Here is a 22673-nt window from a genome sequence, read left to right as displayed (position 1 = left end):
ATGATTAATCTGCATCGCATGGCGGCTATTATCACTTATCTCGCAGCAAAAAACCGAGGTGACTATCATGGCAACAGCATGAGTGATGGTTTTTCCGATCTATCAGGGGGGGGGACCTCCGAACGGATTGTTCAGCGGTACAGGCCGCGATGGCGCAACTCACGGCCCGATATCAATGATAAGACTAGAACAGGTAACGCACGCCTAAAGCAAACTCACTGGAAACCAGACGTGCTTTCATTTGCTCATCTTTTAACCCACGGGCATTGGTAAAGTTATTGTAACCACTTTCAATCTTGCCCATATCCACGTAGCGGTAGCCCAAATCAAAATTGAGCCGCTCCATGGCCGCATAGCTAATCCCTGCGCCAATGGAGTAAGCCAGATTATTTTGCGTACTTGCCGCGTATTGGCGCGAGGTATTCCCCTGCCAGCCGTCGGATTTTACTTTGGCGATACCCAGGCCAACCGTGCCATAAACCGAGAAGTCATACCCTAGCGCGTAGTCACGATAGGCATTGAGCATCAGGCGCTGAGCGTCCACTTTGTGGTGATTGTAGCTGCTGGCAAAGGTGGTTGAGCCGCTGGTGTATTCGCTTTTCTTTTTGAACACATACTCTGCCTCACTGCGCCAGCCATTGCCGAATTGATAGCCTGCGGCGATAGCCCCGTTATAGAAATTATGTTTTTCGTCACCGCTGACAAAATCACCCACGCCTGGGCGGCTGCTGGTATCCATATCTTCTGCCGACTGTCTGGCGTGCAATAGTTTTATCGCCCCATAGTATCCCTCTAAATAATCATCGGCTAAAACATTACCGGAAACAACGGAGAGGGAAACCAGCAGTACCAGAGGTTTAATATTCATGCGATCCTCGCTTGAAAGGTTATTTATGAAGAACAATGAAGGTTCAGCTAAAATAACCAGCGCGCAGCGGTGTCGCAATTCGGTTGAATACCTAAGGCTCTAGGTATTTTTACTTAACTCTTGTTGCAGAAAACAGCTCACCATAGACTTTCATTAACTTCACCGACGAGTTGATCGCCAGCTTGGCAAATAAATTGGCGCGATGGGCCTCTACCGTGCGCGGTGAAAGCTCCAGCTCCTGAGCAATTTCCTTACTGGATTTCCCTTGCATAATCAGCCCAGTGACCTCCAGTTCCCGCGCTGACAGCGCATTGAGCCTCTCTTGCAACTCGGCAGTTGCTTGCCGCTGTTGTTGCAACATTCGCTGATGTTCCAATGCTCCAGCGACAGTTTCGATCAACAGTTCGGCATCAATGGGCTTGGTCAAGAATTCAAAAGCCCCGTTTTTGAAGGCCCGCCGACATAAATCAATATTTCCGTGGCCGGTCATGATGATAACGGGGATATCCAGCCCCTGTTGTTGCCACTCTTCAAGTAGCGTGATGCCGCTTTTGCCCGGCATACGAATATCCAGCAGCAAGCAACCGCACAGCGCCTGTGGTTCCCCCATCCGCTGTTGAAAATCCAGACTATTTTCATAAGCTAGCGTTTGCCAGCCCATGGTTGCCAATAGTGAAGTTAGCGAACTACGGATAGCCCGATCGTCATCAATCAGATAAATAAACTGTTCCATCACTCCTCCTGAGTGTTAAACGGAAACCACAGGGTAAAACGCGCTCCCTGACCGGCCATATTTTCCACCGTAATAGTGCCGTTCAGGCGCTGAACCAGAGTTTCTGTCAACGCCATGCCCAGCCCCAATCCCTCTTGGCGAGTCGTGAAGAAGGGAATAAAGACCTGTTGTAATGCGGGTTCAGAAAGCCCTGGCCCACCATCGGTAATCATCAGTTGGATCCATTGCTTCGAGTATTCAGCATCGATTGCCACCCAACCCGGCTCCGGCTGATTGGGCTGTTGTGCCTGAATCGCGTTGGTCACTATGTTATGGAAGATTTGTTCAACCCAGAGAGGATCGGCTCGTAGAGTGGGTAACGCATCGGGCATCCGGTTAACGATCCTGACCTTGCCCTTGTTGATCTCATCTTCCAGCAGCATAGTGACGCGCAACCAGACCTTATGCAGATCGACCTCTTGCAATACTACCTGCTCATGAGCCAACTTTTGCCGAAATTGCAGCAGCAAGGTGCTGATGCGTTTGATTTGTATCACTGCCGCATCAAGCAGCGGCACGGCTTTATCCTGCTGCTGTTGGCCTAACAGGCGCAGAGCGGCCTGGTTATAACTTAACACCGCAGTCAGCGGCTGGTTGAGTTCGTGAACCATACTGGCCGTGATTTCCCCCATGGCGTTAAGCCGCGTCAATTGCGAGAAGTGTTCACGCAAAACGGCAATATTGCGTTGGCGTTTTTGAATACGGAATTGGTCGATAAAATAGACGACAGCAGCCCAGAAAACCGGCAGCAGCAATAACAGCAACCAAGGCAAACGCGCCCAATCAGGGTCGTTTCGGGCGGATAATTCAAAAGGCTGAGAGGCACTGCTGATCCCCTTGTCCCATTGCCAATACGCTGGTTGAGCATGATCCCCCTGCTCAAATAACGGTTTGTTGTGCCAACTCAGGCCGATCTGCTGGAAATCATGACGCTGGGGAATGTCAGCAAATAACAGCGCAGGATCGATCAACAGCGCAAAATGTTGGTGTGCCAGCCAGTAAGTTCCCTCTCCCGTTGGCGTCAAGGTCGGGATTGGCTGTGCCTGTGGCATGCGTTTCCATGCCACAATCTGCGGGAATTTTTGCTGGACGATGGCAGGATCGCTGGATACCGACAGTAAGGAAAGCACCGTCTCAAGTTGGGATAATTTAACCGTCACCTCACGATATAAAATACGATAGGTGACTGATTGCTCTTCATATTGCTGTTGCAAAGCATAAATTATCACCCCGCTCCCTGAAAACAGAGATAGAACCAACCAGAGAGCAACCTTGAGCATAATATCTCCATGTCATTGGCAGACGAGTTTATTAATAACGGATTAAACACTATGCGAATGCAAGAATCTATTATTAACATCAGGCTATTTCAATTTACCTCCCGCTGCGGGGACAGGGTGTTATAATCCTATTTCATCGCAATGAAGGAACAACAATGACGGATTTAGCCCACTACATTACCCAATATGGCTACTGGGCACTGCTGATTGGCTGCCTGCTCGAAGGGGAAACCATCACCCTGCTGGGAGGAATTGCGGCACACAACGGATTGCTGCGCCTGCCGCTGGTGATTGCGGTGGTCGCTATTGGCGGCGCCTTGGGCGATCAGCTGCTCTATTTTGCCGGGCGCCATTTTGGTGGCCGGGTGCTTGCCCGTATCGAGAGCCAACAAGCACGCATTGAACGCGCCCAAAAGCTGATTGCCAGCCACCCGATTTTATTTGTGATTGGCGTACGTTTTATGTACGGGTTCCGGCTTATCGGCCCGGTGCTGATCGGTGCCAGCAAGCTGCCCCCCTCGCGCTTTATCCCGCTGAATATTCTGGGGGCTATCCTGTGGGCCACGCTATTTGTACTGCTCGGCTATTTTGGTGGCCAGGCCATTAGCAGTTTTGTCAGCGGTAGTGACAAAAAGCTGTATAGCCTGCTGTTCTGCGTGGTGGTGATCGCCGCTATTCTGCTGCTTCGTTACTGGTGGCGGCGGCGTCACGCACAATAAGACTATTTGTTGAGCATCAGCTTCAGGCCCAGTAAGGCCAGCACGCTGCCGCCCAGGCGATCAAACCAGGCTTTGAAACGCAGGTAGACGCGGCGCGGGCGCGGTGACGACAGCACAAACGCCACAAAGGCATACCACAGCAGATCGACGGCCAGAGCAATCAGCGGCAACACGATATACAGCACCATGGGGATCTTATGGCTAAGCAACGCTGCAAATACGCTGCCGAATACGATAGCGGTGTTCGGATTACCCAACTGAGTTAACAGCCCGGTGGTGAACGCCCGGCGAAAGCCTAGCTGCTGGCCGCCAACCGCTTCGATCATCAACGGCTGATTAGCTCCGCGCAGCATTTTGAACGCCAGATAGATCAGATAGGCCCCCCCCAGCATTTTCAGCGTGGTATACAGCCAAGGCAGCGCCAGCAGCAGCGACTGCAGCCCCAACAAGGCGATTAGTGCGAAGATAAAACAGCCGATCCCCATCCCCAATGCCACCGCCATCCCATCGCGCCGTGACGAAGCCACCGCCGTTCTCGCTACCAGAATAAAGCTTTGCCCTGGGCTCATGGCGCCAAGCGTAATAGCCCCGGTAATGCTGAGTACCGATAATAGCGTTTCGTTGATCATGCTCTTTTCCCTTGCCTAATTCCATTACTCAAATTAACGCGCTGGATAAAATAAAAGCAATAGAAACGTATGGATACGGGAGAAAACTGCGCCACGTTCCCCCCCGGTCAAGCATTGCCCTGCATCATCAACGCCAGCAACTCCCTGGCCGCCTTCTGTTGCGGCTGGTGCTTCAACCAAATCAGGTGCACCGGCAGACGCAGTTCGTTTTTGGTATTTTTAAATTTCAGGCGGATCAACCGGCCCTGCTCAAGCAATGGTGCAGTTAACGACAGCGGAAAGTTGCCCCACCCCAGTCCAGCTTCCACCATGCTTAGCGCCATCGGCAAACTGTCAGTACGCCAGAAGGATTCCGCTACCTGTGGGCGTTTATCAGCCATAGGCAAATCCCGGCTGGCCACCATGATCTGCCGCACGTTGACCAGTTCCTCCAGAAACAACTCGGCACCGCCAGCGCTCAGGGCTGAATGCTGCGCCGCAATGGTTGCTACCAACGACTCGCTACCCACATAGTGAAAGTGTTCCTGGCTGTTCACGTCCAACCCGCCGAATGCCAGACACAGGCTGACCCGCTGTTGATGCAGCATATGCAAAACATCATCTTGTGGGGCGGTCAGCACCTCGATATCCAACAACGGGTAGCGCTCCGCCAACGCTTTCACCGCCGCCAATAGACCGCTGCTGTTGATATCAGATGCCACACCGATCGACAGCCTGCTTTCCAACCCCTGAGAAAGCTCAATGGCGTGGATCTGCAGCTGCTTGAGCTGTTCGGCGATCAAGCGTGCGTGGGGAGCCAGTGCCAATGCCAGCGCGGTGGGCACCGGTTCGCGGTGCGAGCGGTCGAACAGCTGAAAACCCAGCTCCGCCTCCATATTGGCGATCCCCATGCTGACCGCCGAAGGCACGCGCCGCAATGCTCTGGCTGCCGCCGAGAATGAGCCGCGATCCAACACGGCCAAAAACAGTTCGATATTGTCACTGGAAAAATTCATCACCTCACCTATCAGTAAAACTGACAGCTCCTGACTTTTTCTATCAATAGCATTGACGTTATCTTACGCATCGGGTTGCCGGACGTCATCAGGCACGAAAAATAAAGCAGGAGAAAAACATGCAAGGCGTGAAACGCAAACTGGTCTATGTGACCGCTTATGAAGTTATCGGTATGGTCATTTCGGCCCTTGGTTTGGCACTACTCTCTGGCTCCGCCCCGAGCAGCACCGGGCCGTTGGCGGTGATCATCACCACCATCGCCGTCAGTTGGAACCTGATTTACAACTACTTGTACGAATTCTGGGAAATCCGCCAGGCATCACGCACACGCACGCTGAAGCGCCGCATTCTTCATGCGGTGGGCTTCCAACTGACGCTGGTGGTTTACCTGATCCCGCTGATCGCCTGGTGGATGGAGATTTCCCTGCTGCAAGCCTTGCTGCTGGATATGGCGCTGATCGTGATTATTCCCTGCTATACCTTTGTATTTAACTGGGCATTCGACAAAATATTCGGGCTGCCGACCTCAGCTCTGCCTGCCGCCGAATCGGCCTGAGTGACACCCTCTTCCTCTGAACCGCAGTTTTTTTGCCTCAATTCCTTAGAACGGGTAGCATGCCTCGCCGTTATTTAACGGCGCTGGTATCAACCATAAACTGCGGAATGTTGCCATGACCTCATTCCCATGATGCAAACAGACAGGAACAGGACGAATAATGCACTCAGAGAAAACGACTGCACATGACAAGCAGGCGGCTAGAAAACGTTGGTTGGACTCGCACGAGTCCGGTTACCACAAAAGCATGGGTAAACGGCAGATACAGATGATCGCCATTGGGGGCTCAATCGGCACTGGCCTATTCCTTGGCACCGGCGCACGTCTACAGATGGCGGGTCCGGCACTGGCGCTGGTATATCTGGTATGTGGCGTGTTTTCTTTTTTCATCCTACGAGCCTTGGGCGAGCTGGTATTACACCGCCCATCCAGCGGCAGTTTCGTTTCCTATGCACGCGAATTTCTCGGTGAAAAGGCCTCCTACGTTGCAGGATGGATGTACTTTCTTAATTGGGCGATGACCGGCATTGTCGATATCACCGCCGTAGCGCTGTATATGCATTATTGGGGTACCTTCGCTGAGGTTCCCCAGTGGCTGTTTGCCCTGGGGGCGCTTGGGATTGTGGCTACCATGAATATGATCGGCGTGAAGTGGTTCGCCGAAATGGAGTTCTGGTTTGCGTTGATCAAGGTTGCCGCAATCTCTCTGTTCCTGGTCGTGGGGGTCATCTTCCTTGGCGTCGGCACACCGGTAGCGGGTAATACAACCGGTATCCACCTGATCACCGATAATGGCGGCATGTTCCCACACGGTCTGTTACCTGCTTTGGTATTGGTACAAGGGGTGATCTTCGCCTTTGCCGGTATCGAACTGATAGGCACCGCCGCTGGCGAGTGTAAAGATCCGGAAAAAATGATGCCAAAAGCGATCAACAGCGTGATCTGGCGTATCGGTTTGTTCTATGTCGGCTCTGTGGTGCTGCTGGTTCTGCTGCTACCCTGGAACGCCTATCAGGCTGGGCAAAGCCCGTTTGTCACCTTCTTTTCCAAGCTTGGCGTACCCTACATCGGTACCATCATGAATATCGTGGTGCTGACCGCCGCCCTTTCCAGCCTGAACTCTGGTCTGTACTCAACAGGCCGTATCCTGCGCTCACTTTCCATGGGGGGCTCAGCACCAAAGCTGATGGCTAAAATGAGCAGCCAGCAGGTACCTTACGCCGGTATTCTGGTGACCTGCGGTATCTATGTGATTGGCGTGGTGCTGAATTATCTGGTGCCATCGCAGGTGTTCGAAATCGTGCTGAATATCGCTTCACTGGGCATCATCTGCTCTTGGGCATTTATTATCGTTTGTCAGATGCAACTGCGTAAGGCAATCAAGGCGGGGAAAGCCAAACCGGTGGCGTTTAAAATGCCAGGAGCACCCGTTACCTCGTGGCTGACGCTGTTGTTCCTGTTAGCGGTGGTGGTCATGATGGCCTTTGATTACCCGAACGGCACCTGGACTATTGCCACCATCCCCGTGCTGGCCGTGTTACTGCTACTTGGCTGGTTTGGCCTGCGCAAGCGTGCCGCACAGGTGAAGCTGGAACAACAGGCTCACGAACAGCATAGCGAGGCTTAACAGCTTCCATTTGCAGGTCTACCCGGCCCCAGCGCCGAGTAGACCTGGTCAGCGACTCTAGGCAAACCGTGATTTAACCCATTCGCGCAGCCGTTGAATATGCAGGTACAGCGCAGGAATAAAGAAGATCCCGACCAGGGTTGCCAGTAACATCCCGCCAAACACGGTAATACCGATAATTTGGCGGCTCATCGCCCCGGCACCGGTAGCAAACACCAGCGGCATCACCCCGAGAATAAAGGAAATGGCCGTCATCATCACCGCCCGGAAACGTTGCCGGGCGCCGTCCTGCGCGGCTTCGCGAATGCTGGCCCCCTCTTCACGCCGCGCCTTGGAGAACTCAACGATCAGGATGGCATTCTTGGCCGCCAGGCCGATCAGCAGGACTAGCCCGATTTGGGCGTAAACGTCGTTGGCGAACCCCATCATGCGTAACCCCGCGACCGCTCCTGCCACCGCGAAAATCACCGACAGCATCACCACCAGCGGGATACTCCAGCTTTCATACTGAGCCACCAGGAACAGATAGGCGAACACCAGCGCCGCCAGATAGATCAGCAGGGCTTGGTCACCGGTTTGTTGTTCCTGCCAAGACAGGCCGCTCCAACTATAGCCGTAACCCTTTGGCAACTGCTCGGCCAATAAAGACTCCATGGTTTTCATCGCCTGCCCGGAGCTAACCCCCTCGGCCGCAGAACCGTTCACCGATACCGACGGAAACTGGTTGAACTGGCTGATAAAAGGCGCGCCGATGGAAGGCGTGAGCCGTACCAGATTAGCCAGGCTCACCAGAGCACCGGTGTCGCTGCGCACGTTCAGGCGATTAATTTGTTCGGTGCGTTGCCGGAAATCCATATCGTTTTGCAACTGCACCCGAAACATACGGTTATTGACCGAAAAATCCCCCACGTTCAGGCCGCCAAGCGAAACTTGCAGCGTATTGAAAATCCGGCTGACCGGCACCTGCAATAGTGCAGCACGTTCACGATCGACCGCTAGATCGATATCCGGCACCACGGCGCTGAAGGTGGTAAATACCCGGCTCAGCTCTGGCCGCTGGTTGGCCGCAAAAATAATCCCCTGGGCCACCTGAGCCATCTGCTGCGGCGTTTGCCCCTCCAGCGCCAGCAGGCGTAAATCAAAACCGGCGGCGTTGCCTAGCCCGGCGATGGCCGGTGGATTAACCACCATGATCATCGCCGAGGGGATTGCTGCCAGCCGGCCCTGAAGATCGGCTAACACCCGGTCAACATGTTCGCGTTGGCCCCAAGGTTTGAGCATCACGATGGCGAAGCCCGCATTGGGCGAATTGCCCCCGCTCAGCAGGCTGAAACCGGTAATTTTGATCACATCTTCCACCGCCGGGTTTTGTATCACCTGCTGATGCATCTGATCCATTACCGCCTGGGTACGTTCAAGGGAAGCTCCATCTGGCAACTGTACGTTGACGAAGAAGTAGCCCTGATCCTCCTCCGGCAGGAAAGAGGTTGGCAGACGGCTATAGCCATACCAGGTGGCCAAGCCAACGACAAAGAGTGCAATCACCGTGGTTAAAGCTCGCTTGCTAGCCAATGCGGTCATGCGAACATAGCCATCGCGCATCCGGTTCATACCCCGGTTGAAACCACCAAAAAAGCCGGTTTGCGCCAGCTCACGCCGCCGGATCAGCGTGGCACAAAGCGCCGGGGACAGCGTCAACGCGTTGATGCTCGACAGGATCACCGCCGCCGACAGGGTCACGGCAAACTGACGATACAGCTCACCGGTAATGCCCGGCAGCACCGCAATCGGCACAAACACCGCCATCAGCACTAACGTCGTAGCGACGATCGGCCCGGCAATCTGGCTAATCGCCTTGCGGGTTGCTTCTGCCGGGCTAAGAGCGGGATCTTGGGCCAGCAGACGCTCCACGTTTTCCACCACCACGATGGCGTCGTCTACCACGATAGTCAGCGCCAGGATAATGGCGAACAGGCTCAGGGTGTTGGCGGAGTAGCCGAAAACATACAGCACGGCGAAAGTACCGAGCAATGAAACTGGAATGGTGAGCGCCACGATAAAGGTGGCCCGCAGGCTCTGTAAGAAAAGATAAACCACCAGCAACACCACCGCCAGGGTTAACGCCAGCGAAATGGCAATCTCGTGCAGCGTTGCCGTTACCGGGCGGGTAGAGTCATATTTGATGTCATAGCTCATATCGCTGGGGAAGGACTGCGACAAGCGTGCCATCTCCTCGCGTACCGCATTGGCAACATTCAGCGCGTTAGCTCCCGGCGTGGGGTAAACCACCAAAAATGCCGATTCCTGTTGGTTCATCGAAGCATTGACCTGGTAGTTTTGTGCTCCCAACTCGACCCGTGCCACGTCACCCACCCGCACCGTGCCGCCATTGGCTCCGCTGCGGATAATCACTCTGGCGAATTCCTGCGGATCGGTTAAACGCCCCTGCCCGCTGATGGTCAAGGTTTGCTGCTGCCGGGAAGGCGAAGGCGCGGAACCGATCTGGCCTGCGGCGGCCTGCACGTTCTGCTGCTGCAACGCTTGCACGATGTCCTGCACGCTGATATTCAGCGACTCCATACGCTGCGGATCGAGCCAGACGCGCATGCTGTAATCCCGGGCGCCAAACACCTGCACATCTCCCACACCGCTGATGCGGGCCAAGGCATCGCGCAGTTGGATACTGGTGTAATTGCTCAGAAACAGCGTGTCACGGCTGCCCTTGGGAGAGAACACGCTAACGCCCAACAACAGATTCGAGGCCCGCTTGCGCACCGAAACCCCGTTGTTATTCACCTCTGCCGGTAGCTGCGCGCTAACCTGTGAAATACGGTTTTGCACCTCCACGGCGGCCATATCCGGATCGGTGCCACTGGCAAAGGTAATGCTCAGTTGATAACCGCCGTTGTTGGCGCTGGTCGATTCCATGTACAGCATGTTGCTGACGCCGTTTACCTGAGCTTCGATGGGCGATGCCACCGCCTGAGCCACGTCACGGGCGCTGGCTCCAGGATAGAGCGCGCTGACGGAAACCACCGGTGGCGTGATGTCGGGGTACTGTTCCACCGGGATCACCTTGAGAGAAACGATCCCCACCAGGGTGATCACCAGCGCAATCACGATGGCGAATTTTGGCCGCCGGATAAAGAAATGCAGCATCAACGTCCCCTTATGGTTGCGCGTTGGCGCTGGAGAGAATGGCGTTCACCTGCATTCCGGGCCTGACGTGCTGAACCCCGGAGATAATCACCCTTTCGCCAGCACTGAGCCCGGCATTCACCTGATAATATTGTTGATGTTGTTCACCCAGCGTCACCGCTCGGACTTCCACAATATTCTCAGGCGTGACCACCAACACAAAGTGGCCCTGCTGGTTTTGCTGTAGCGCAGCAATTGGCACCAGCGTAACCGTCTGCGGTTGCTCGGCGGTCAGGATCACGTTCACCACGCCCCCGGGCAGCAGCAGATGATTAGGATTGGCAAAACGGGTGCGCAACGTGACGGTGCCAGTGTGGGCATCGATCTGGTTATCTATTGATTCAAAAGTGCCCGGCTCCGGGTAGGATTTGCCGTTGGCCAGTTCAAGACGGGCAGAAAACTGCCCTTCGGCAAGCTTGCCCTCCCCATGCTGACGCTGATAGGCGGCGGTAATATAGTCGCGTTCATTGATGGAGATCGCCACGCGGATCGGATCGAGCTGAATAATGTTGACCAGTGTGCCACTCGCCGCGTTGACCAGGCTGCCCACATGAAAACGGCTGTGGCCGATGCGCCCGGCAATCGGCGCATAAATTCGGGTATAGCTGAGTTGTAACTGCTGCGTATTAAGCAGTGCCCGCGCCTGGGCGACCGCCGCCCTGCTGGTATCACGCTCGGCTGCCGCGGCATCAATATCTGCTCTGCTAACCGCGCGGTTATTGCCTAACTGCTGCAAGCGCGTCAGGTTTACCTGAGCCAGGTTGGCTGTGGCCGTCGCGCTATCTAACTGAGCCTGAGCCTGTGCCACGGCAGAATGGTGTAATGCAGGCTCGATCTCGTACAGTAAATCCCCGGCCTTGACCATCTGCCCTTCGGTAAACGGCCGCTTGGCGATAAACCCTTCGGTGCGGGTCTTCACCTCCACGGTTTGTATCGCCTCGACGCGGCCAAGATAGTGCAATGCGCGTTCGGGTTGGCTTTGTTCAATCAGCGCCACGGTCACCGCAGGCAGCGGTGCAGCAACGATCGGAGTGGCTATGGCCAGCAGCCACAGTGCCATAAAACGGGAGAACAGAGATTTTGTCATCGGCAGCAAGATCGCTCATCAATTAATCTAACTTGATGAAAATTATAGTTCACCCATAGCAAGTCAGAATGAGCTCTGCTGACGATTTCTTGCAAAGACGCAAGCTCGCTTACGCCTTAGCCTACCAACGGTTTACTGTGCCGTATAACCACCATCAATGCTGTAAAAGGCCCCGGTGGTGAAACTGCTGTCTGTAGAAAGCAAAAAAACCACCGTTTTCGCTACCTCTTCACGCGTAGCCATTCGCCCCATTGGATGAGAGGCCGCCATTTTCTCCCGCACCAAGGCGGGTAATTTGGCCATCGATGGCGTATCGACATAGCCAGGCCCGACGGCGTTGATGCGTATCCCCCGATCGGCAAACTCCAGAGCGGCGGCCCGTGTCAAACCGATAATGCCATGCTTGGCCGCGGTATAAGGTGCAATGCCCGCAATACCGACCATGCCATTGACGGCTGAGAGATTCACTACCGCGCCACCGCCTGCCGCTGCGATAGCGGGTAATCCGTACTTCATCCCATAGAAGGTGCCACTGAGATCGGTTTCAATCACCGCGTGCCAATCTTCGATGGGGTATTCATTCAGCGGCACATCATGCGGCCCGGTGATACCGGCATTATTGACCAGCAGATGCAATTGCCCACCAAGGGCTAGCGTTTGCGCTACCGCACTGCGCACCGATTCAGGATCGCGAGCATCCATAACCAACGGAAATACCGATTTGCCTGTCGGATCTATACGTTGCGCCGTTGCTGCCAGTCTTTCGCTATTTCTGGCGGTGATCGCTACCTTCGCACCGCGATCGACCAACTCTTGAGCAATAGCTTCACCAATCCCGGTGGAAGCACCGGTCACCAGTGCCACTTTACCCGTAAAATCTTGCATAACGCCTCCCGATCGCTTTGAGTTAGGCGTTCAGGCTAAGGCTTGGGGATGACAGTTTCTGGCAGTGGCGTTCCTCCAAAAATGCTGAAGCATCACCCCATTGGCAAAAGGATAAAACGAAAAAGCCCTGACAATATTTGCCAGGGCTTTTAGGTTACTGCATATTTAAAATTCAACATTAATCAACTTACTAACTGGGTACTACTTTCGATACTATTTAAAATGTACTTGTTTATCACAGATAATATTGGGTATTAAAAAGCTAACTACATCCTCCCCTATACTGACTGATTTACAAATTCCGACTCACCTACCTCATAATAATTAGCTAAGGTAAAGCAAGCTAAACTGGTACATTCCCCCTCGCGATATAAACTATTGACGCATGGCTTTACTTTCATTGCAACAAACTTACAGGATAAAATTAACAAGTTGCAACATTAACACTTGAGAAACAGAGCCTTACATCATCGCGTATGGTACACACCCTGCGATCGTCGGTACTGACTACGTGGCCTTAAAGCATTGTCCTTGAGTCCGAACTGGCTACTCAACGACGACTTCCCCATACAACAGAACTTCGTGGCCTTTATCGCAATATCACTAAACAACTTATTAAAAATAATCTTTCAATCTGTTATTTAGCTAAGCAGCTAACTATCAATTTCCTGCTGCTGGATACTAATCTACGACTTTTTCAAACTATGTCAATACTGTTTTTAACAACATACGTTTATTGGCTAAATCGCTAATTTTAAACGGACTGAAATCGATACGCATTTGTCTTTCTGGTTAATTACAGACGGCTTTCACATGCTCGCAAGCTAGGTGGCCACGACCTGTCAGGAAGACGAGTGTATTGCATTGGCACAAGCGGCTTTACGCCAGCGATTTTCAGCACCGCACATATTGCTTCCCCGACTGCCGCAATTCCCGCTAATTTATGCAAAATTTCCCGTATAGCGAGAATTCTGGTGGACATACCACGCTATCTGCAACACATCGGCTTCACAGGCATACCACAGGCCGATCTGCAAACTCTGCAACAGCTGCATCACTGCCATATGCTGGCGGTGCCCTTCGAGAATTTGAGCATTATCTATCATCAGGGAATCGATCTCAGCGAGGCCGGGCTGTTCAGCAAAATCGTCGAACATAACCGCGGGGGGTTTTGCTATGAATTGAACCGGATATTCGCCCTGCTGTTGCAGCAGATCGGCTTTAAGGTGACGTTTATATCAGGGGAAATCCACGCCAGAGACGGCTCTTTTGGTCCGCCATTTGGCCATATGGCGCTGGTGGTGACCCTGGATCAGCCGTATCTGGTCGATGTAGGGTTTGGTGATTCTTTCCTCGGCCCACTGAAAATCACCACCACCGAACAACAACCACAGGCCAGCGGTACCTTTCATCTTGAGCAGGACGGCGAGTGGTATCATCTGGAGCGTCGCAACGGCGATCGGACCTCCCACGCCAAGACGCTTTATCGCTTTACCCTGCAACCCCGGCAGCCGGAAGAGTTTAACAACATGTGCCACTATCACAGCACTTCGCCACAGTCGCATTTTACCCAAAAGCTGGTGTGCTCCCGCCCCACAGAGGATGGCCGTATCACCCTCAGCGAGTTAAAGCTGATCGTGACCCAAAACCATCACCGTAAGGAGTCTACGCTGCATTCGGAGGAAGAACGGTTGGAGGCGCTGCGGCACTATTTCGCCATTGAAATAAGGAGTTAGCGGCAAATCACCCGTGCAATATCTTTGGAGTTGTTTAACGTGCGGATCTCGGTAAACAGCTCCGTGGCTTCCTGATACTCTTTGCGCAGGTAGCTGAGCCACTGTTTGATTCGGGCGACGTGATATAAACCGGTATCGCCCTGCTTTTCCAGATGCACGTACTTTTGCAATAGCTGCACCACCTGCGGCCAAGGCATACGCGGTTCGTTATATTTCACCACCCGGCTCAGGTTGGGGATGTTCAACGCTCCACGCCCCAACATTACCGCGTCGCAGCCGGTGGCCTGCATACAGGCCTGCGCACTTTGATAGTCCCAGATTTCCCCGTTGGCAATCACTGGAATGGTCAAACGCTGGCGGATCTCACCGATCGCCTGCCAGTTGATGCGATCGGCTTTATAACCGTCCTCTTTGGTACGGCCATGAATGGTGATTTCGGTCGCCCCCGCTTGCTGCACCGCATCGGCAATTTCAAAGCTGCGGGAATCCGAATCCCAACCCAAGCGCACTTTTACCGTCACCGGCAGATGCGCTGGCACCGCGGCGCGCATCGCTTTGGCACCCTGATAAATCAGTTCGGGATCTTTGAGCAAGGTGGCCCCGCCGCCGCTGCCGTTGACATGTTTGGACGGGCAACCGCAGTTCAGATCAACACCGTAAGAACCCAGTTCAACCGCCTGAGCGGCATTTTCCGCCAGCCATTCGGGATACTGGCCCAGCAGTTGCACCCGCACCTGGGTGCCGGATGGCGTTCTGCTGGCATGGTGCAGTTCCGGGCATAGCCGGTAGAAGGATTTGGCCGGCAGCCGCTGATCGATCACCCGCAGGAATTCGGTGATGCAGAGATCGTAATCGTTCACCTCGGTGAGCAATTCCCGCACCAGAGAGTCGAGTACCCCCTCCATTGGAGCCAATAATACGCGCATGCCTACCCCTGCAATCAAAGAGGGCGCAATGATACGGGCGAAAGGCGGTGCCAACAAGCCTCCCGCCGATAAAATTAGCCTAGCTTGCGCAGCGGCTCACCGGTAATAAACGCCTGGATATCGGCAATCGCTTCTCGGAAATAGGTGCGGTAGTTATCATCCGCGACATAACCCACATGCGGCGTAGCCAACACGTTGGGCAAGCGGCGCAATGGGTGATCGGCTGGCAGTGGCTCTACTTCAAACACGTCCAGCCCGGCACCGGCGATCTGCCCGGTTTGCAGCGCCTCAACCAACGCTTGTTGATCGACAATTGCCGCGCGTGAGGTGTTGATCAGGAATGCACTGGTTTTCATCTGCGCCAGCGCCTGGCGGTCGATCAGCCCACGGCTGCGATCGCTTAACACCAGATGCACCGAAACAAAGTCACTCGCTGCCAACAGCGCCTGTTTTGACTCGGCAAGTTGCACACCGAATTCCTGTGCCCTTTCAGCCGTCAGATTTTGGCTCCAGGCCACGACGTTCATGCCAAACGCTTGTGCTACCTTCGCCATCTGGCCGCCAATCTTGCCCAGCCCCAGTAAGCCTAACGTTTTGCCATGCAAGGTGATGCCAACATGTTGCTGCCAAGGCCCGTTGGCACGCAATCCGCTGCTTTCAGCCACCAGATGCTTGGCCAAACCGAGGATGAGCGCCCAGGTCAGTTCCATCGGTGCTTCAGAACCGCTGGCGGTGCCACAAACGGTAATCCCTTGCCGGGTTGCCGCTGGCAGATCGATCGAAGCGTTGCGCATGCCTGAGGTGATCAGCAATTGCAGTTTTGGCAAACGGGCAAGCAATGCGGCGGTGAACGGCGTACGTTCTCGCATAATCACCACGATCTCGCAGTCGTTGATGCGGCTCACCAGTTGGTCTTCATCGTCAATATGCTCGCGCAGGGAGAAGACCTCAACCTGCTCGCCAAGGACGGACCAATCCGCCATCGTCAGCGCTACACCTTGGTAATCATCAAGAATTGCACACTTCAATTTCATCTGGACCTCCGGAAACAGGCGAAAAAAAACCGCCAATCAATGGCGGTTCAGTATAGATCATCAATCGAGGATCACTCAGACGGTTTACGGCTATGCGGACGGCGCGATGGAGCACCTGAACGTGGTTTGCCGTCACCCTGCGGGCGAGCACTGCCGCCGCCGCGATTTTCACGCTGACCGCCGCCATTGCCACTACGCTGGCCGCCACCGTTACCGGTACGCGGAGCGCCGCCGCCGTTGCCACGTGGAGCACCACGGCCACCACCAGCCTGACGGCCATTGATGATCGGTTCGGCTTTGATGCTTGGGTCCGGCTCATAGCCTGGCAGCGCAATACGTGGAATTTCACGCTTGAGCAGGCGCTCAATATCACGCAACAGTTTGTGTTCATCCACGCAGACCAACGAGATCGCCTCACCGGTACGTTCGGCACGGCCAGTACGGCCAATGCGGTGGACGTAATCTTCCGGTACGTTTGGCAGTTCGTAGTTCACCACGTGTGGCAACTGATCGATATCCAGGCCGCGCGCAGCGATGTCGGTAGCTACCAGCACACGGATTTTGCCGTCTTTAAAGTCGGCAAGTGCGCGGGTACGTGCGCCCTGGCTTTTATTGCCGTGGATAGCCGCAGCGGTGATGCCATCTTTATTCAGTTGTTCAGCCAAATGGTTGGCACCGTGCTTGGTACGGTTAAATACCAGCACCTGCTTCCAGTCACCTTCGCCGATCATCTGGGAAAGCAGTTCACGCTTACGCTTCTTATCGACAAAGTGAACGCTCTGTTCAATTTGCTCAGATGCGGTGTTGCGGCGAGCCACTTCTACCGAGGCCGGGTTGGTCAGCAGTTTACTGGCCAGCCCTTTGATCTCATCGGAGAAGGTCGCGGAGAACAGCAGGTTCTGACGCTTGGCAGGCAGCTTGGACAGCACGCGGCGGATATCATGGATAAAGCCCATATCCAGCATGCGGTCGGCTTCGTCCAGCACCAGAATTTCAATTTTGGACAGATCAACCGCGTTCTGATGTTCCAGATCCAGCAGGCGACCCGGCGTTGCCACCAGGATGTCAACGCCGCCGCGCAGCTTCATCATCTGCGGGTTGATGCTCACACCACCAAACACCACCAGCGAACGCAGGCGCAGGTGTTTGCTGTAAGCCTCAACGTTTTCACCGATTTGTGCAGCCAGTTCACGGGTTGGCGTCAGGATCAACGCGCGCACCGGACGACGGCCTTTGATTGGGTGATCGTGTTTGCTCAGCAGCTGTAATAGCGGCAAGGTAAAACCAGCTGTTTTACCGGTGCCGGTCTGGGCGCTGGCCATCAGGTCACGGCCTGCCAATACCACCGGGATTGCCTGGCGTTGAATTGGCGTAGGTTCGCGATAGCCCTGTTCTTCAACAGCGCGCAGAATTTCAGCACTTAAGCCGAGGGTTTCAAATGACATAGTAGAGAAAAACTCCAGATCCCCCCTAACCTAAACAAATGTTCGGTGCAGTTTCCGGGAGGATTATCAGACGGGGCATAAGGAGGTACTCGCACTTTTTTGCGGCACATCCTCGGCATGACCTCGAGGGATTGGCACAAACTGCAGTGCACCAAGCGCGAGAGTGTAGCAGAAATCGAACAAGAAAAGGCAATTTTACGTGTTCACAGCACTTTTCGCCGAGCAAGCTCACGGAAAAGTAAAATGTTCTGGCCTGTGGTTTACATTTTAGCCCGCTCGGCCTAAAGTTAATCATATGATTGATTAACTTTTTGGGTCAACCTATGTCCTCTGCAGAAAACCCGCCGCTAAGCCCTCTCAAACGGGGTGAACAAGCGCGCCAACAACTGCTCACCGCCGCGATTGAAGTGTTCGGCGAATATGGCCTTTCGGGTGCCACCACGCGGCAAATCGCCCAGCGTGCCGGGCAGAACATCGCCGCTATCACCTATTATTTCAACTCGAAAGAGGGGTTATACCTGGCGGTAGCCCAGTGGATTGCCGACTTTATCCAGCAAAGTTTCCGCCCACTGAGCGAAGAAATCGAACGTTTCTATCAACTGCCCGCGGAGCAACGCCAGCCGGAACACTACCTGTGCCATCTCAAAAGCGGGTTGCTGGCCTTCAGCCAACTGATGACCGAACCCCACACGCTCAACCTGAGCAAGATTATGTCTCGCGAACAGCTTTCGCCAACCGATGCTTATCCACTGATCCACCAGCAAGTGATAGCCCCGTTGCATCACTTACTGTGTCGCCTGTTAGCGGGCTACACCGGCATCGATGAGCGTTCCACCAAAATCGTCTTGCATACCCATGCGCTGATCGGTGAGGTTCTGGCATTCCGCGTTGGCCGGGAAACTTTGCTACGCCAGGCAGGCTGGCATCAGATCGCGGCAGAAGAAGCCGAGCAAATTAGCGAGGTGCTGGCCGAACATATCGACATTCTGGTTAACGGGCTACGCCAGCGTTACGCCGTCTAACTTTCCGTCTTGCGAGTAAGGAACATTATGAACAAGAAAAGAGTTGCCATTGTGGGTATAGCGATCGTGCTGATCGCCGCTGCGGCCTACGGTTTCTGGTCTTACCAACGCCAGCAGGACAAGCCTTTGACGCTGTATGGCAATGTGGATATCCGTACGGTCAACCTGGGTTTCCGCGTTAATGGCCGGTTGGCCTCACTGGCGGTAGACGAAGGGGACAGCGTGCAACAGGGGCAACTGCTAGGCAAACTGGACGATGCCCCTTACCAGAACGCGTTGCTACAGGCACAGGCCAACGTTGCCAGCGCCAAAGCCAAACTGGATTTATTGCAGGCAGGCTACCGCAACGAGGAGATTGCTCAGGTACGATCCGAAGTGGCGCAACGGCAGTCGGCCTTCAGTTATGCCGACAGCTTCTTCCAACGTCAGCAGGGGCTATGGGCGAAAAAGGCCACCTCTGCCAACGCCCTGGAAGATGCCCGAACCGCGCGTAATCAGGCGCAGGCAAATTTGCAGGCGTCGAAAGACAAACTGTCGCAATACCTGACCGGTAACCGCCCACAGGAAATCGAACAGGCCAACGCCAATCTGGCACTAGCCGAGGCAGCACTGGCGCAGGCCCAGTTGGATCTGCATGACACCACCCTGCTCTCTCCGTCCGTTGGTATGGTAATGACGCGAGCCGTGGAGCCAGGCACCATGCTAAGCGCTGGCAGCACGGTGTTTACCCTATCGTTGACCCGGCCTGTATGGGTTCGTGCCTATATTAATGAAACCAGCCTGGGTAACGCCACACCCGGTACCGAAGTCTTGATCGAGACCGACAGCCGCCCTGGCAAGCCTTATCACGGCAAGATCGGCTTTGTTTCCCCCACCGCGGAGTTCACTCCCAAAAGCGTAGAAACGCCAGATCTGCGTACCGATCTGGTCTACCGCCTGCGGATCATTGTCAACGATGCCGATGACGCCTTGCGTCAGGGGATGCCGGTAACCGTCCATTTCACACAACCGTAAGGAACCGTGATGGCACAGGCACATACGATTGAACTGGTGGCGTTGGAAAAACGCTTTCCATCACTCGATAAACCGGCGGTAGCCAGCCTGACGACCACGTTGCGCAGTGGCGCGGTGACCGGGCTGGTTGGCCCCGATGGCGCGGGAAAAACTACCCTGCTGCGCATGTTGGCAGGTTTGCTGCTCCCCAGCAGCGGCAAGCTGACCGTCGCCGGGTTGGATCCGATCGCACAGGATCGCCAGTTGCACGCCATTCTCGGTTACATGCCGCAAAAGTTCGGGCTGTATGAAGATCTGACGGTGATGGAAAATCTCACGCTGTATGCCGATCTGCGCGGAGTCACCGGCGATCTGCGTAAGCAAACCTTTGAGCGGTTGCTGACGTTTACCGATCTGACCCGCTTTACCGAACGGCTGGCGGGCAAGCTTTCCGGCGGGATGAAGCAAAAGCTCGGGCTGGCCTGTACGCTGCTTGGCCAACCTCAGGTGTTGCTGCTGGATGAGCCCGGCGTCGGCGTCGATCCCATTTCACGTCGTGAACTGTGGCGAATGGTGCATGAGCTGGCCAACGACGGCATGCTGATCCTGTGGAGCACCTCCTATCTTGACGAAGCCGAGCAGTGCCGCGAAGTGCTGCTGATGAACGAAGGCGAACTGCTGTTCAGCGGCGCGCCACAGGATCTTACCCAGCGTATGGCTGGCCGTACAATACTGATCGATACCCCAGCCGGTAGCCATCGGGCCCTGTTGCAACGGGCGATCTGCCTGCCTGCGGTTAGCGACGGAGTGATCCAGGGGAAATATCTGCGGCTGATCCTCAAGCCGGGTGAAGATCACCAGCAGGTATTGCGGGATCTGGATCTGCCACAAGCAGAATTAACCGAGGCCGATCCGCGTTTTGAGGATGCGTTTATCGATCTGCTGGGCGGCGGGCCGAACAGCAAATCCGCCCTGGCCGAGATCATGCCCACGGTAACGAGCGACAGCTCGGAAACGGTGATCGAAGCACAGGGGTTGACCAAAAAATTCGGCGACTTTGCGGCCACCGACCATGTGGATTTCAAGGTGCAGCGCGGCGAGATTTTTGGCCTGCTTGGCCCCAACGGCGCGGGCAAATCCACCACCTTCAAGATGATGTGTGGCCTGCTGGTGCCTAGTGATGGCAAAGCGCTGGTGCTCGGTATGGATCTAAAAACCAGCTCCGGCAAAGCGCGCCAGCATCTGGGCTATATGGCGCAGAAATTTTCGCTGTATGGCAACCTGACGGTGGCCCAGAACCTGAAGTTTTTCTCTGGCGTTTATGGGCTGAGCGGCAAGAGCCAGCGCGATAAAATCGACGAGATGTCTCGCGCCTTCAACTTCGCCCCGATCCTCAACCAAACGCCGGATTCGCTACCGCTCGGTTTCAAACAGCGGCTGGCGCTGGCCTGCGCGCTGATGCATGAGCCAGATATTCTGTTTCTTGATGAGCCCACCTCGGGCGTCGATCCCCTGACCCGGCGCGAGTTCTGGCTGCACATCAACGGCATGGTGGATAAAGGCGTGACGGTGATGGTCACCACCCACTTTATGGATGAAGCGGAATACTGCGATCGTATCGGCCTGGTGTATCGCGGCAAAATCATCGCCGCCGGTACGCCGGACGATCTCAAACAGCAGATAGCCAGCGAGCAAAACCCCAACCCTTCGATGGAAGAGGCGTTTATCGAACTGGTGCAGGGTTACGATCGGGAGGAGACAGCATGAGCAGCGACAACGGTTTTTCCTGGCGGCGACTGCGGGCATTGTGCCTGAAAGAAACCCGGCAGATATTGCGCGATCCCAGCAGCGGACTGATTGCCTTCGTCATTCCGTTGATGCTGCTGTTTATCTTTGGCTACGGCATCAATCTGGATTCCAGCAAGCTACGGCTGGGGATCCTGATGGAGCAGCAAAGCGAAGAGGCCCGCGATCTGGCCAATGCTTTTATCGGCTCACCCTATATTGAACCGACCGTCAGCGATAACCGCCAGCAGCTGATACAGATGATGCAGGCTGGCAGCATCCGCGGCCTGGTAGTGATCCCCAGCGATTTTGCCGAGCATTTGGCTAGGCCCAACGACCGCGCTCCGTTGCAGGTCATTACCGACGGTAGCGAGCCCAATACCGCCAACTTTGTGCAAGGCTATACCCAAGGGATCTGGCAAATCTGGCAGCAACAGCGCGCCACCGATCTGGGGCGTGATGACAAGCCACTGATTGAAGTCCAGATGCGCTACTGGTTTAACCCGGCGGCCATCAGCCAGCACTTTATTATTCCGGGGGCCATTACCATTATCATGACGGTGATCGGTGCCATTCTGACCTCGTTGGTGATCGCACGCGAATGGGAGCGTGGCACCATGGAGGCACTGCTTTCCACCCAGGTCACACGCAGCGAGCTGCTGCTGTCCAAGCTGGTGCCGTACTATTTCCTGGGCATGATCGCCATGGTGCTGTGTATGGTGGTTTCGGTATTTGTACTCGGCGTGCCCTACCGTGGCTCACTGCTGCTGCTGTTCGTGATCAGCAGCCTGTTCCTGGCCAGTACGCTCGGCATGGGGCTGTTAATCTCGACCATCACCCGTAACCAGTTTAACGCGGCAATGGTGGCCCTGAATGCTGCCTTTTTACCTTCAATTATGCTGTCTGGATTTATCTTCCAGATCGACAGCATGCCCGCCGTGGTGCGTGCGGTGACCTATATCATTCCGGCGCGCTACTTTGTCAGCACGCTGCAAACACTGTTCCTGGCGGGCAACATCGGCACCGTGCTGGTGATTAACCTGCTGTTTTTGATCGCCTCGGCGGTGGTGTTTATCGGCCTGACGGCCTGGAAAACCCAGCGGCGGCTGGATTAA

19 protein-coding genes are annotated in these 22673 nt (G+C 54.8%); 8 read left to right on the top strand and 11 right to left on the bottom strand.

Annotated elements, in window-relative coordinates; genetic code table 11:
• Positions 1-184 precede the first annotated feature (184 nt).
• The 3 genes from AC6HVW_RS07975 to AC6HVW_RS07965 form a co-directional block, all read right to left on the bottom strand.
• Positions 185-868 (bottom strand): outer membrane protein, encoded by a 684-nt coding sequence (locus AC6HVW_RS07975; protein WP_186486083.1) that lies wholly within the window; start codon positions 866-868, stop codon positions 185-187.
• A 109-nt stretch (positions 869-977) separates the two neighbouring features.
• Positions 978-1601 carry a response regulator transcription factor gene (locus tag AC6HVW_RS07970; RefSeq protein ID WP_071683201.1) on the bottom strand — a complete coding sequence of 208 codons (624 nt, stop codon included), beginning with the start codon at positions 1599-1601 and terminating at the stop codon, positions 978-980.
• Positions 1601-2869, bottom strand: coding sequence for a sensor histidine kinase (locus AC6HVW_RS07965; protein WP_254698893.1), 1269 nt, complete (start codon positions 2867-2869; stop codon positions 1601-1603). The genes AC6HVW_RS07970 and AC6HVW_RS07965 overlap by 1 nt, the downstream gene beginning before the upstream one ends.
• A 206-nt stretch (positions 2870-3075) precedes the next feature.
• Between AC6HVW_RS07965 and AC6HVW_RS07960 the strand changes: the two genes are divergently transcribed.
• Positions 3076-3639, top strand: a complete 564-nt coding sequence (locus AC6HVW_RS07960) for a DedA family protein (RefSeq protein ID WP_071683197.1) — start codon at positions 3076-3078, stop codon at positions 3637-3639.
• Positions 3640-3641: 2 nt separating this feature from the next.
• Here AC6HVW_RS07960 and AC6HVW_RS07955 read toward each other — a convergent pair whose 3' ends face one another.
• Together AC6HVW_RS07955 and AC6HVW_RS07950 are read right to left on the bottom strand one after the other, a co-directional pair.
• On the bottom strand, positions 3642-4268 hold the full coding sequence (locus AC6HVW_RS07955) for a LysE family translocator (RefSeq protein ID WP_029710842.1): 627 nt from the start codon (positions 4266-4268) through the stop codon (positions 3642-3644).
• Between the two features lie 107 nt (positions 4269-4375).
• Positions 4376-5263 carry a LysR family transcriptional regulator gene (locus tag AC6HVW_RS07950; RefSeq protein ID WP_059200198.1) on the bottom strand — a complete coding sequence of 296 codons (888 nt, stop codon included), beginning with the start codon at positions 5261-5263 and terminating at the stop codon, positions 4376-4378.
• A gap of 119 nt (positions 5264-5382) precedes the next feature.
• Here AC6HVW_RS07950 and AC6HVW_RS07945 point away from each other — a divergent pair, with 119 nt between their 5' ends.
• Together AC6HVW_RS07945 and ansP are read left to right on the top strand one after the other, a co-directional pair.
• Complete coding sequence (locus AC6HVW_RS07945) at positions 5383-5820, top strand: PACE efflux transporter (protein ID WP_071683194.1); 438 nt, start codon at positions 5383-5385, stop codon at positions 5818-5820.
• Positions 5821-5980: 160 nt separating this feature from the next.
• On the top strand, positions 5981-7447 hold the full coding sequence (ansP, locus tag AC6HVW_RS07940) for an L-asparagine permease (RefSeq protein ID WP_071683193.1): 1467 nt from the start codon (positions 5981-5983) through the stop codon (positions 7445-7447).
• 57 nt (positions 7448-7504) lie between these two features.
• Here the strand turns inward: ansP and AC6HVW_RS07935 are convergent, their stop codons facing one another.
• From AC6HVW_RS07935 to AC6HVW_RS07925, 3 genes are all read right to left on the bottom strand, one after another.
• The gene (locus AC6HVW_RS07935) at positions 7505-10606 is read right to left on the bottom strand and encodes an efflux RND transporter permease subunit (RefSeq protein WP_186486082.1); all 3102 of its coding nucleotides are present in this window, start codon (positions 10604-10606) and stop codon (positions 7505-7507) included.
• A 10-nt stretch (positions 10607-10616) separates the two neighbouring features.
• A complete protein-coding gene (locus tag AC6HVW_RS07930; protein WP_071683288.1) occupies positions 10617-11732 on the bottom strand; it encodes an efflux RND transporter periplasmic adaptor subunit in 1116 nt (371 codons plus the stop codon).
• Positions 11733-11864: 132 nt separating this feature from the next.
• Positions 11865-12617: an SDR family NAD(P)-dependent oxidoreductase gene (locus AC6HVW_RS07925; RefSeq protein WP_071683190.1), complete on the bottom strand. Its 753-nt coding sequence runs from the start codon at positions 12615-12617 to the stop codon at positions 11865-11867.
• A gap of 974 nt (positions 12618-13591) precedes the next feature.
• Between AC6HVW_RS07925 and AC6HVW_RS07920 the strand changes: the two genes are divergently transcribed.
• Positions 13592-14353 (top strand): arylamine N-acetyltransferase family protein, encoded by a 762-nt coding sequence (locus AC6HVW_RS07920; protein ID WP_497569325.1) that lies wholly within the window; start codon positions 13592-13594, stop codon positions 14351-14353.
• Here AC6HVW_RS07920 and dusC read toward each other — a convergent pair.
• From dusC to rhlE, 3 genes are all read right to left on the bottom strand, one after another.
• Positions 14350-15279, bottom strand: coding sequence for a tRNA dihydrouridine(16) synthase DusC (dusC, locus tag AC6HVW_RS07915; RefSeq protein WP_021180408.1), 930 nt, complete (start codon positions 15277-15279; stop codon positions 14350-14352). The two genes, AC6HVW_RS07920 and dusC, sit on opposite strands and share 4 nt — an antisense overlap.
• Positions 15280-15353: 74 nt before the next feature.
• Entirely contained in the window at positions 15354-16313 is a 960-nt protein-coding gene (locus AC6HVW_RS07910; RefSeq protein WP_071683186.1) for a D-2-hydroxyacid dehydrogenase family protein, read from the bottom strand.
• A 71-nt stretch (positions 16314-16384) separates the two neighbouring features.
• Complete coding sequence (gene rhlE, locus AC6HVW_RS07905) at positions 16385-17758, bottom strand: ATP-dependent RNA helicase RhlE (RefSeq protein ID WP_024483101.1); 1374 nt, start codon at positions 17756-17758, stop codon at positions 16385-16387.
• Positions 17759-18081: 323 nt separating this feature from the next.
• Between rhlE and AC6HVW_RS07900 the strand changes: the two genes are divergently transcribed.
• From AC6HVW_RS07900 to AC6HVW_RS07885, 4 genes are read left to right on the top strand one after another with little or no spacing between them, the layout of a single operon-like run.
• A complete protein-coding gene (locus tag AC6HVW_RS07900; protein WP_071683184.1) occupies positions 18082-18780 on the top strand; it encodes a transcriptional regulator in 699 nt (232 codons plus the stop codon).
• 27 nt (positions 18781-18807) lie between these two features.
• The gene (hlyD, locus tag AC6HVW_RS07895) at positions 18808-19794 is read left to right on the top strand and encodes a secretion protein HlyD (protein ID WP_071683182.1); all 987 of its coding nucleotides are present in this window, start codon (positions 18808-18810) and stop codon (positions 19792-19794) included.
• 9 nt (positions 19795-19803) lie between these two features.
• A complete protein-coding gene (locus AC6HVW_RS07890; protein WP_497569324.1) occupies positions 19804-21540 on the top strand; it encodes an ATP-binding cassette domain-containing protein in 1737 nt (578 codons plus the stop codon).
• Positions 21537-22673 (top strand): ABC transporter permease, encoded by a 1137-nt coding sequence (locus AC6HVW_RS07885; RefSeq protein ID WP_021805222.1) that lies wholly within the window; start codon positions 21537-21539, stop codon positions 22671-22673. The genes AC6HVW_RS07890 and AC6HVW_RS07885 overlap by 4 nt, the downstream gene beginning before the upstream one ends.

The organism is Serratia sp. NCCP-200 (genome assembly GCF_059697885.1).
This window is presented reverse-complemented; position numbering and strand designations above follow the sequence as displayed.